The following is an 11,204-nucleotide window of genomic DNA, read 5'->3' as shown; positions in this document are numbered from 1 at the left end:
CAATTAAATAGACATCCCTACCCCCTGCACTTTCTGCTGCTTCTTGGATAGCACGACGCTCAACCGGCGTAGAACCGGAAGGCACACAAATAACAATTGTCGGACCAAAAAAAGAGCGACGATTATGCACCATTCTAATAAAATACTTTATCATTTCCTCTGCACCCTTAAAATCGGCAATAACACCGTCTTTTAAAGGTCTTTTTGCTTCAATATCCGTAGGAGTACGCCCAAGCATCATTTTTGCTTCATGACCATAAGCATAAGGCACAAAAGCACCGTCTTTTTTTATTAACGCAATAACAGAAGGTTCCCTTAGAACAATTCCACGACTTTTTTGATAGACAATAGTATTTGCCGTACCAAGATCTATAGCCATACCGGAAGAAAACCCTTCCAAAAATTTCATTATCATTTTATTTTTTCTCTCTAAATTCTAAAAACTTATTTTTTGATTCTTATTGTCATCCCGTGGCTTGACCACGGGATCTTGTATAACAGACTATGTCCTAAGATACCGCGATCAAGTCGCGGTATGACATTTAACTGGATCCCCGCTTCCGCTGGGATGACATAGCATCAATACTTTATTCAAATCTCCTTATAATGTAAAATAATAAAGTTACTAATAAAAAATATTAGCATACTAGGTAATAAAATAGCAGTAATTAAAGACAAATTATTATAAGTAAGTATTTTTAATAATATTTCTGATAACGAATATGCTATAAAACCTGAAAATAAACCTAATATCAGTATTTTTTCTTGGGAATTATCACGCTGTTTAAGACTAATAAAACAACTTGCTAAAATTACGGTTGCCATCATCATTATAGGCTTAAATAATTGCTTGTAATAATAAATTTGATAATTAATAGCTGGTAAACCTGAATTTAATAATTCATTAATTAATTTAGGTAAAGCCCAAATAGAAACCATTTCAGGACGAATAAATTTATTTACTAAACTATTAATTGATAAATTTGCCTGTATAGTTAAATTGTTGTAAGCCTTAGTTTCCTCTTTTGTGAAAACCTTAACCCTATTTAAATGTAACATTTTATTTTCAATAATACCGTATAATGCATCAATTCTCTTTAAAAAAGAATTATTACTATCAACAAATAAAATTGTAATATTATTTAATTTTTTCTCGGCAACATTAATAAATTGTGTTTGGATAATTTGATTTTCATCATTTAAAGATTCAAAAAATAATAAACCAGATTTAGATATTATACCCTCACTCAAGGCTTTTTTAGTTAGTTTTGCTTCTAATAACTCATATTTTTGTAAGCCTATAGTACCGATAGGATTCAATATAGTCATAAAAACTATACCTAAAATTAAAGTTACAATACATGGAATAACAAGCACTTGCCAAATATGAATACCGCTAGATAACATAGCCGTTAGTTCATTATTTTTTGTTAGATTTCTAAGAAAAAATAACATAGCGGTAAAACTAATTAACGAAGATACTTGACCTAGTAAATAAGGGATCTTATATAAAATAAGTCTCCAAAAAAAACTAAAAGGAACATAAATATTTTTGAATTTTTGTAAAAGATCAAAAATATTTGAGATAATTAATAGCCCGATTAAAAGAAATAATATAATAAAGAAACACTTAGAATATAATTTAGTAAGATACCAAGAAAGTGTTTTTAGATTAATCATTATAAATTCAGTGCTAATGCGAATTTAAATAAGAATTTGTGTGGTGGGGCTGGTAGGACTTGAACCTACGACCACACCGTTATGAGCGGCGTGCTCTAACCAACTGAGCTACAGCCCCTTTTCATTTGAAATTTATATAATTATTATGCAGTTAAGTCTAGTAAAATTTTTATATTTTTGAGGTATCGCCTAAAAAACAGGGCAATGTGGATCAGTTTTTTCGTTATTGCGAGGAAATTACAAAGTAATTGACGAAGCAATCTCAGAAGTTTGTTGTTATTTCATGAGATTGCCACGCAGCCTATGGCTGCTCGCAATGACGATTTGGTGTCCACTCATCAACGCTTTCGCAATAATAACATCAAGTTATAAATAAAAAAAGCCGAGTAGTAAACTCGACCTTTTAGGATACTATAATTAGTAAATAATTTTAGTGATGTACAACTGTTACAGCTCTACGGTTATAAGCAAAAGCTTCTTCAGTATTACCCATCATAGCAGGTCTATCTTTACCATAAGAGATTGTATTTAATCTGTTATGATCAATTCCTTTATTAGCTAAGAATTTTTTCGCTACTGCTGCTCTTCTTTCACCTAAGCCTAAGTTATATTCTCTGGTACCTCTTTCATCGCAATGTCCTTCAATAGTAGCTTTTACTTCAGGATGCTTTGATAACCAGCAAGCTTGTCTCTCTAACTCTTCTTTAGCCTTTGGTGATAAAGCAGAGCTATCAAAAGCAAACCATACCGCATTTCCTGCATGCTTCTCAAAATCTTTCATTAATGAGGTTTCTTCACCTTGGTTCATATTACCGTCAAATTGCGGTGCTCTTTTTGTTGTATTACACCCTGCAAGCACAAATAATGCAAGAAAAGCTAATGTAATTTTTGTTTTCATAATTAAACTCCTTGAGATTATAATTTATTAATATTGAATTCATTTTAGCTAGTTCATAAAACTAAACTAACCAAAAGCTATGTGAGTTAGTATATATCATTATTTTATTAGTTTAAAGGCTAAAATATTATAAAATGCAATTACTCATGTATAAATGTGGTAAAAATATCATTTTATAATACGAGTAGATACTTTGGATAAATAGATAAATGAAGTTTAATGTAGAAAAGAGGAATCGATTTTGAAGATTATAACCGCAGCGTATATATAATATGTGAGGATTATAAGCAAATAAGTAACGCTGCCAATTTTCAAATTAAACGATTATATTCACCATCTTATTAATGCACTGCCCCAAGTAAGACCTGCACCGATAGCTGAAAATAGTAGAATATCACCTTTTTTTATTTTACCTGATGCTTTAAGAGTACTCAAAGCAAGCGGAATAGAAGCCGCTGAACAATTAGCGTGCTTCTCTAAGGTTTTTATTACCTTATGTTCTGATAGGTTTAATGATTCGGCAAGTTTATTAATAATACGGATATTTGCTTGATGAGGTATAAAATAATCAATATCGCTTACACTGAATTGATTAGCATGCAGTAAATCTTTTATAGATTGTTGCATTTTTTCTATTGCATGACGAAATAATTTTTGCCCCTGCATAACTATTTTGCCACTAATACCGTTCATACTTATACCACCGTTTGTGTATAATATTTCATAATCAGCTCCGCTTGTAAAAATATTACTATCTATTAAACCGGAGTCATCACTACTACGCTGTAATATTACGCTACCTGCTCCATCGCCGAATAAGACGCAAGTAGTCCTATCATTCCAGTCTAATAATGACGTCATTTTCTCGGCCCCTATAAGCAAAATAGTTTTATATTTACCTGATGAGATAAGAGAATTCGCTACTTGTAAACCATAAACAAAGCCGGCACATACTGCTTGTAAATCAAAAGACGGTATATTAGTTAAACCAAGATAACCTTGAAGCTTAGAGGCGACCGAAGGGAAGCTATTATCCGGAGTAGTAGTACATGTAATAATTAAATCAATATCATTTGCTGATATCCCTGCATCTACTATAGCTTTTTCAGCCGATTTTAAAGCAAGATGGGAAGTATATTCTGTATCACCTGCTATATGACGCTGCGTAATACCTGTTCTTGTTCTAATCCATTCATCATTAGTATCTACAAATTTTGCAAGTTCGTCATTACTAACTATTTTTGAAGGAAGATACCCGCCGCAACCAATAATTTTGCAGGTCATAGCTTTAGGCTACTTCTTCTTCAGTTTCAATTTTTTTCGTTACTACTTGACGATTATTATAAGTCCCGTCAACTAAAGAAACGTGATGCGGAAGCTTATATTCTCCAGTTTGCGAGTCAACTATTACGTTAACTTTACCAAGCGCTAAATGTGAACGTCTCATATTACGTCTTGATTTTGATGTTTTTTTCTTTGGAACTGCCATTATTAGCCTCTCTAAATATAAATTAAAAAGTATTTGTCAAATTAGTGAAGCAGTATATTATAATCTTGTAATAAAATCTAGATAAAATTAAACTTATGAAAATTTTTATAACATACATTTTTAGTATATTAGCCTTTTTTTCCTTAAGCGGCTGCAAAACTATCGAAAATAGAGGGCAATCCATAGATGATTCGGCACTTGTAAAATTAGAGTCTAAAAAACTAAACAAAGCGGAAGTCGTAGAATTAATAGGTACGCCTACTATGGTACCGGAATATTCCCAAAATACCTGGTATTACGTTGAGAGAGTTATGTTTCAAAGAGCTTGGCTTAATCCAAAAATTGAAAAGCAAAAAATAATAAAAATTACGTTTGATGCTAATAATTTTATGCAGGAAGTAGTAGTAATAGATGATTCTCATAGACAAGATATAGAAACAGTCCGTGAATATACTAGGACATATGGAACGGAACTTAACGGATTACAAAAATTTGTTAAAAATTTAGGTAGATTCAATAAAACCACCGACGGAAATAAAAACAAAAGCAAAAATAAGAAGAAGAGATAAGTACCTTAATCGTCATTGTAAGGGGGCTTATCTGCGCGGATCAATTCCACCACTGTGTCACCTCGTGGCTTGACCACGGGGTCCAGTCTTTTTTAATTTTTTCTGGATACCGTGGACAAGCCACGGGGTGACACCGAAGCAGGCGTAACACCAACACCCATAAAACAAAAAACTATCTAATATGATTTCGATATTTAGTAAATTAAAACAAAGTTTATCTAAAACTTCTAATAAAATATCGGAAGGTATCGACAAAATATTTTACAAGAAAAAATTAGATGCAGAAACTCTAGAAGAGCTAGAAGAGCTACTTATCTCAAGTGATATGAGTGTTTCGGTAGTAACTAATATTATTGAAGAGTTTAAAAAGGTAAAATTTGACAAAGAAATAGATAGTGATACAGTAAAAGATGCACTAGCTGAATTAGTAGAACAGCAGCTATCAAAATCAGAAATTCCTTTTACTTTAGATGCAAATAAATTAAACGTAATTTTAGTTTGCGGTGTTAATGGAGCAGGTAAAACCACGACTATAGGTAAGCTTGCTGCAATGTACTCAGCACAAGGGAAAAAAGTAGCAGTTGCGGCCTGCGATACTTTTAGAGCAGCTGCCGTAAATCAGCTAAGTACTTGGGTAGATAGAGCAAATGCACTACTTATTACCGGTGAAGAATCGGCTGACCCTGCGAGTGTTGCTTACCGTGCTATGGAAGAATCGATAAAACAAAATATCGATATACTTTTTATCGATACGGCAGGCAGACTTCATAATAAGAAAAATTTGATGGATGAACTGTCTAAAATTGTAAAAGTTATAAAAAAACTAGACGAGAATGCACCCACTCATAGCATTTTAGTAATTGATGCTATTACCGGACAAAATACTTATAACCAAGTAGAACATTTTAATGATGCTACTAATTTGACGGGGCTTATCGTGACTAAACTAGATGGCAGTGCTAAAGCCGGAGTACTTGTCGGAGTAGTACAAAAATTTAATTTACCCGTATACTTTATCGGTATAGGCGAGAAGATAGAGGACTTAAAAAAATTCAACCGACATGATTTTGCTAAAAGTCTAGTGGGACTGTGAGGTTTTGCTACGTCATTTGCCCGCACGAATATTGAGTCGTCATTGTGAGCAGCCGTAGGCTGCGCGGCAATCTCATGAAGTAATAATAAACTCCTGAGATTGCTATGCAATTTCCTCGCAATGACGATTTAATTAAAAATAAAATCATAAAATGACTCAAAAAAATACCTTATTACTCATAGACGGATACGGATTTGTTTTTAGAGCCTATTATGCACAACAGCCTTTAACTTCGCCGAAAGACGAGCCTGTCGGTGCTCTTTATGGCTTCACTTCAATGCTACTAAAATTACTGAGTGACTTTAAGCCTAAACATGTCGCTGTAGTATTCGACAGCGGCGGGGAAAATTTCCGTCATCATATTTATCCTGAGTATAAAGCTAATCGTCCGCCTCCTCCTGAAGATTTAATTGTACAATTACCTTTAGTTCGTGATGTTGCAAGTAGTTTAAATTTTCCTATTCTAGAGAAGAACGGTTATGAAGCCGATGACATTATCGCAACCTTTGCTACTAAAACGGTCATGCTTGGAGAAGAGGTCATTATTATCTCTTCCGATAAAGATCTATTGCAGTTAATGAGTGAAAACATCAAAATATATGATCCGTTAAAAGGGAAATATATTACAGAGGAGGATGTTGTTAAAAAATTCGGTACTACTTCTGATAAATTACGTGAAGTGATGGCTTTAATCGGCGATAGATCGGATAATATTCCGGGTGTGCCATCTATCGGACCAAAAACGGCAAGTAGTCTTATAACACAATTTGGTTCTGTAGAAAATATATTTAACTCTTTAGACCAAATCTCAAGCATAAAACAACGTGAAACTTTACAAAATTCTAAAGAAGCGGCGTTAATTTCATGGCAGTTAACAGGGCTTGATTCTAATGTTGATTTAGATTTCCAGCTGAATAATTTAGAATGGTCACCTCCAAATAGCGATAAATTAACAGGATTTTTACAAGAATACGGTTTTAAATCTTTATATAAAAGAGCAGAAAATTTATTCGATATTAAAATTAATGACCACAAAGAGATAGCAGATAATAAAGTAACCGAAGCAAAAGAAATTAGTAATGCTAGTGAGTTAGCAAATTTTGCTAAAGAAGCTGAGAAAATAGGAATATTTGGAATATACTTACTGCAGCATAAAGGAGATAATCTTGCTTTTATTTTATCACTGCAAAACCAAAACTATATTATTAAAATTTCTAACACTTCTCATGATCTATTTTCTTATAATACTAAAACTAATAACAACTGGTTTTCGGATATAATCTTCAATTTACTAGTCGATAAATCTATAAAAAAAATTACTTACTCTCTTAAACCTTTACTGAAATTTTATGCAAACCAATCCCATGAAATTACGGCTATAGAGGATTTAGAACTAATGCAATATGCGTTATCTGCCGGTTTATCACAGAAAAATTTATTTGAAGAAGCTTTGAAAGAAACTTTGATAGAAAATATAATTATCGAATCAGCAAAAATAGTAATAAACTTTATCTCACTTTATAAGCAAACTATATTGGAGCTTAAAGACAACAAAGCCTTTAGACTTTATAGCGACATTGATTTACCTATTTGTTTTATTTTAGATAAAATGGAGAAAGTGGGTATTAAAGTAGATGCTAATTACCTAAAACAATTATCCGCTGAATTTGGAGCAGAAATTCTAAAACTTGAAGAAGAAATTTTTGCTCTTAGCGGAACTAAATTTAATATTGGTTCGCCAAAACAATTAGGTGAGATTTTATTTGAAAAAATGCAATTACCTTTCGGTAAAGTTTCGGCTAAAGCAAGCTCTTACTCAACAGGAGCGGAAATACTAGAAAAACTTAGTGAGCATGGATATAACATAGCTAATTTATTACTAAGGTGGCGACAGCTTACAAAATTAAAGAATACTTACACCGATAGTTTACCGAAACAGATAGATAATATAACTAAGCGGGTACATACGACATTTTTACAAACTTCTACCACTACAGGAAGACTTAGCTCACAAGAACCTAATCTGCAAAACGTACCGATTCGCTCTAGTGAAGGGAATAAAATCAGACAAGCTTTTATCGCTGAAAAAGGTTATAAATTAATATCTGCCGATTATTCTCAAATTGAGCTTAGAATATTAAGCCATATCGCAAATATAGATGCATTAAAACAAGCATTTATCAATAAAGACGATATCCATACTCAAACCGCTTGTCAGATCTTTAACTTACAAAAACACGAACTAACTAGCGAACATAGACGTAAAGCAAAAGCTATAAATTTTGGTATTATTTACGGTATAAGTGCTTTTGGGCTTGCTAAGCAATTAAATGTTACTAACGGCAAAGCATCCGAATATATCAAGAAATATTTTGCCGAATATAAAGGAGTACAAGAATATATGGAGCAAACAAAAGCTTTTGCAAGTAGCAACGGCTATGTCACAAATTTCTTCGGCAGAAAATGTTTTGTACCTCTAATTCATGATAAAAAGCTTAAACAATTTGCAGAGCGTGCGGCTATTAACGCTCCGATTCAAGGAACTAATGCTGATATAATTAAAATTGCCATGATCAATCTAGATCAAGAAATAGAAAAACGTAAACTTAAAACAAGATTAGTACTGCAAATTCATGATGAATTACTATTTGAAGCACCGGTTGAGGAAGTAGAAATTATAATACCCATTATTAAAAAAATCATGGAAAACTCTACTAATATAGATGTACCGATTATAACCGAAATTAGAGCAGGTAATAACTGGATGGAAATTCATTGAATAGTTTAGTCATTCCTGCGAAGCTAAGTCGTCATTGCAAGCAGCCTTAGGTGTTGTTGCATGGATGATTTTGATGAACTATAAAGGTTATTTAGGATCAGTACATTTTAATGCTTCCGAAGAACTATTCGGTAAAGTAGAATTTATAAGAGATTTGATAAGTTATGAAGCATCTGACACTAAAACTTTAATAAAGTCATTTCAAGAATTTTAAAAGGAGAGTAATTTATGAAAAATTTTATATTTACGTCTGAGTCAGTTTCTGAAGGGCATCCGAACAAAATTGCCGATCAAATTTCAGATACGATACTTGATTAGATTCTAAAACAAGACCCTAACGGTCGTGTTGCCTGCGAAACTTTTGTAACAACCGGTCTAGTTCTAGTGGGAGGTGAAATTACTACTAGTACTTATGTGGATATTGAGCAAATAGTACGGAGTAAAGTACAAGAAATTGGCTATAATAATCCAAATTATGGATTTGACGGTAGCTGTTGTGCCGTAATTTCTTCTATAATTAAACAATCACCCGATATAGCTATGGGTGTTGACAATGCAAATGACGATGAAATAGGTGCAGGAGATCAAGGTATGGTTTTCGGTTATGCTTGTAACGAGACGGATAGTTTAATGCCTACACCGATTTACTACGCTCATCTTTTAATGAAAAGACAAGCATATTTGTGTAAACAAAATGTTTTGTCTTGGCTTAGACCCGATGCAAAATAACAAGTCACGTTACGATATGAAAATAACAAACCGATTGCCATTGATGCGGTAGTTTTATCAACTCAGCATCATCCGGAAATACAACAAAAAGACCTTATTGAAGCAGTAATGGAAGAAATTATTAAACAGGCATTGCCAAGCCATTTACTTCATAAAGACACTAAATATCTAATTAACCCGACAGGTAGGTTTGTTATAGGCGGTCCTGTTGCAGATTGCGGTTTAACCGGTAGGAAAATTATCGTGGACAGCTATGGAGGAATGGCAAGACACGGCAATGGTTGCTTTTCAGGAAAAGACCCAACCAAAATAGATAGGTCGGCTGCTTACATGGCATGCTATATTGCTAAGAATATAGTAGGAGCAGGATTTGCCGATCGCTGTGAAATACAAATATCTTATGCAATAGGCGTTACTGCTCCTGTATCTATATTTACACTGAAACTTTCGGTACTAGCAAATTAAGCAACGAACAAATTACTAAGCTCATAACACAGCATTTTGATATGCGTCCAGGCAGAATTATTAAACATCTTAAGTTTCGCACTCCATGTTATCAAAAAACGGCTGCTTACGGTCATTTCGGCCGTGAAGACGAAAATTTTACATGGGAACAATTAGATAAAGTAGATATATTGAGGTGAGTAATTATTGACATTTATTTATTCGTAATACATGATTATTTTTATCTTTGTTTAATTAATTAGTTGAAAATATGGCTGAGAATATAAATAATGATAGAAAGTTCGGTAACTTAGAAAATTATGATAATGAACTTACAAATACTGCTCTAAAAGAGAATAATCAAAATAAGCTGAGAGAGCATTATGAAAATATCACTCAAGCCTTAAATAACGTACGGGATGAGTATGAAGCGAAAGCAACTCAGTACCGCGAAATGCTTGACGATGCCCGTACCTATGATAAATCCACAAAAAATTATAATTTAGGCTCAGCTCATTTTATAACGGCTAGCGGTTATAAAGCCTTACTTGGAGCTTATAAAGCTTTAAATCCTGATGAAAATACAGATAAAAAATTAGACCATTTTATGGATGGCTTAGATGAGATTTATAAGCAATCCTTTTCAGTACGTAATTTAACTAACTCAAATAAATTACCGCCTGCAGAACAGTTAAAAAAATTTTTAGAAGAAACTACGGATAAAATATATGATAAACTGCAAAAAACCGGAGAGGCATATTTATCATTTCTAATGCTCCACTAATACAGGTTACATGCAAATGTTATAAAATATTCTAAAGAAAACCTTACTACATGACAATTTTTAGAGATGTAAGGACTAAAGGATTGAATTTTGCTGATAATTCATGATGATAACGGGGAAAGAACTTGGTTTACATATGAAAGATCATTCCGCCCCTCTAGTCGAATTATTACAAAAACATATTTCACTTAATTTATCAAGAGCAAAATGTTTAGGATTATTTATCATTTCAATGCTTAACAGCAGGACAGTAAACATGTCATTGTTATGCAATAGAATGCCGTCTGGGATTAAAGCAGCTTCATGGTATAGAAGGATGCAAAGATTTATCTCTGAAATCTCAATATCATGGAGAGTATTACCTGTTATGTTAGTCATGATGACTGGGTTTGAGCAGGAGCAAAAATGGGTATTGTGTTTAGATAGAACGAATTGGAAATTTGGTAAACGACATATAAATATTTTATATTTAGCTGTCAGTTTTCATGGTATAGCGATCCCCCTTTTTGGAATTTTCTAAGTGATAAAAAGTGTGGTAACTCTGATTATATTGAGCGTATTGATCTGATGGAGTGTTTTTTAGAAGTTTTGACAAAAACCGCATTGAAGCATTAACCGCTGATAGAGAATTTATAGGTAAGGATGGCTCTCTTGGCTTAGAACAAATCAAATAAGATACGTTTTTCGAGTTAGAGAAAATGGACAATATATCAGTAATGCAAGGGGAAAATGGTTAAAA

At 33.0% G+C, this 11,204-nt stretch carries 10 protein-coding genes, 1 tRNA gene and 3 pseudogenes; 8 read left to right on the top strand and 6 right to left on the bottom strand.

Annotated features, from left to right (window positions below; all coding sequences use genetic code 11):
- From REIS_RS00455 to rpmF, 6 genes are all read right to left on the bottom strand, one after another.
- Nucleotides 1-415, bottom strand: a 415-nt coding sequence (locus REIS_RS00455) for a rod shape-determining protein (protein WP_008579279.1), incomplete at its 3' end; no start/stop codon positions are given.
- Between the two features lie 176 nt (nucleotides 416-591).
- Nucleotides 592-1,680, bottom strand: a complete 1,089-nt coding sequence (locus tag REIS_RS00450) for an LptF/LptG family permease (protein ID WP_008579278.1) — start codon at nucleotides 1,678-1,680, stop codon at nucleotides 592-594.
- A gap of 41 nt (nucleotides 1,681-1,721) precedes the next feature.
- Nucleotides 1,722-1,798: transfer RNA gene (locus tag REIS_RS00445), tRNA-Ile, on the bottom strand.
- 312 nt (nucleotides 1,799-2,110) lie between these two features.
- The gene (pal, locus tag REIS_RS00440; protein WP_008579277.1) at nucleotides 2,111-2,578 is read right to left on the bottom strand and encodes a peptidoglycan-associated lipoprotein Pal; all 468 of its coding nucleotides are present in this window, start codon (nucleotides 2,576-2,578) and stop codon (nucleotides 2,111-2,113) included.
- Nucleotides 2,579-2,908: 330 nt separating this feature from the next.
- The gene (locus REIS_RS00435) at nucleotides 2,909-3,862 is read right to left on the bottom strand and encodes a beta-ketoacyl-ACP synthase III (RefSeq protein WP_008579276.1); all 954 of its coding nucleotides are present in this window, start codon (nucleotides 3,860-3,862) and stop codon (nucleotides 2,909-2,911) included.
- A gap of 4 nt (nucleotides 3,863-3,866) precedes the next feature.
- Nucleotides 3,867-4,067: a 50S ribosomal protein L32 gene (rpmF, locus tag REIS_RS00430; protein WP_008579275.1), complete on the bottom strand. Its 201-nt coding sequence runs from the start codon at nucleotides 4,065-4,067 to the stop codon at nucleotides 3,867-3,869.
- Between the two features lie 95 nt (nucleotides 4,068-4,162).
- On the opposite strand from rpmF, the gene bamE reads away from it, so the two are divergent.
- The 8 genes and pseudogenes from bamE to REIS_RS00380 all read left to right on the top strand — a co-directional run bounded on the left by bamE (nucleotide 4,163) and on the right by REIS_RS00380 (nucleotide 10,985).
- Nucleotides 4,163-4,636, top strand: coding sequence for an outer membrane protein assembly factor BamE (gene bamE, locus REIS_RS00425; RefSeq protein WP_008579274.1), 474 nt, complete (start codon nucleotides 4,163-4,165; stop codon nucleotides 4,634-4,636).
- A 181-nt stretch (nucleotides 4,637-4,817) separates the two neighbouring features.
- Nucleotides 4,818-5,729, top strand: coding sequence for a signal recognition particle-docking protein FtsY (gene ftsY / locus REIS_RS00420; protein WP_008579273.1), 912 nt, complete (start codon nucleotides 4,818-4,820; stop codon nucleotides 5,727-5,729).
- A 151-nt stretch (nucleotides 5,730-5,880) separates the two neighbouring features.
- Entirely contained in the window at nucleotides 5,881-8,508 is a 2,628-nt protein-coding gene (gene polA, locus REIS_RS00415) for a DNA polymerase I (RefSeq protein ID WP_008579272.1), read from the top strand.
- 34 nt (nucleotides 8,509-8,542) lie between these two features.
- Nucleotides 8,543-8,722 carry a hypothetical protein gene (locus REIS_RS00410; protein ID WP_008579271.1) on the top strand — a complete coding sequence of 60 codons (180 nt, stop codon included), beginning with the start codon at nucleotides 8,543-8,545 and terminating at the stop codon, nucleotides 8,720-8,722.
- 14 nt (nucleotides 8,723-8,736) lie between these two features.
- Nucleotides 8,737-9,881, top strand: a pseudogene (metK, locus tag REIS_RS13860) (methionine adenosyltransferase).
- Between the two features lie 71 nt (nucleotides 9,882-9,952).
- Nucleotides 9,953-10,213, top strand: a pseudogene (locus tag REIS_RS14770) (hypothetical protein); the annotation flags it as partial.
- 75 nt (nucleotides 10,214-10,288) lie between these two features.
- Nucleotides 10,289-10,519 (top strand): annotated as a pseudogene (locus REIS_RS16735) (hypothetical protein).
- A 49-nt stretch (nucleotides 10,520-10,568) separates the two neighbouring features.
- On the top strand, nucleotides 10,569-10,985 hold the full coding sequence (locus REIS_RS00380) for a hypothetical protein (protein WP_008579269.1): 417 nt from the start codon (nucleotides 10,569-10,571) through the stop codon (nucleotides 10,983-10,985).
- Nucleotides 10,986-11,204 lie beyond the last annotated feature (219 nt).

This window comes from Rickettsia endosymbiont of Ixodes scapularis (assembly GCF_000160735.1).
Lineage (GTDB): Bacteria > Pseudomonadota > Alphaproteobacteria > Rickettsiales > Rickettsiaceae > Rickettsia > Rickettsia tamurae.
This window is presented reverse-complemented; position numbering and strand designations above follow the sequence as displayed.

What these genes read in the sequence shown, in the direction of transcription:
- REIS_RS00450 (WP_008579278.1), bottom strand. Translation starts at nt 1,680, where the DNA reads ATGATTAATCTAAAAACACTTTCTTGGTATCTTACTAAATTATATTCT.
- pal (WP_008579277.1), bottom strand. Translation starts at nt 2,578, where the DNA reads ATGAAAACAAAAATTACATTAGCTTTTCTTGCATTATTTGTGCTTGCA.
- rpmF (WP_008579275.1), bottom strand. Translation starts at nt 4,067, where the DNA reads ATGGCAGTTCCAAAGAAAAAAACATCAAAATCAAGACGTAATATGAGA.
- bamE (WP_008579274.1), top strand. Translation starts at nt 4,163, where the DNA reads ATGAAAATTTTTATAACATACATTTTTAGTATATTAGCCTTTTTTTCC.
- polA (WP_008579272.1), top strand. Translation starts at nt 5,881, where the DNA reads ATGACTCAAAAAAATACCTTATTACTCATAGACGGATACGGATTTGTT.
- REIS_RS00435 (WP_008579276.1), bottom strand. Translation starts at nt 3,862, where the DNA reads ATGACCTGCAAAATTATTGGTTGCGGCGGGTATCTTCCTTCAAAAATA.
- ftsY (WP_008579273.1), top strand. Translation starts at nt 4,818, where the DNA reads ATGATTTCGATATTTAGTAAATTAAAACAAAGTTTATCTAAAACTTCT.
- REIS_RS00380 (WP_008579269.1), top strand. Translation starts at nt 10,569, where the DNA reads ATGATGATAACGGGGAAAGAACTTGGTTTACATATGAAAGATCATTCC.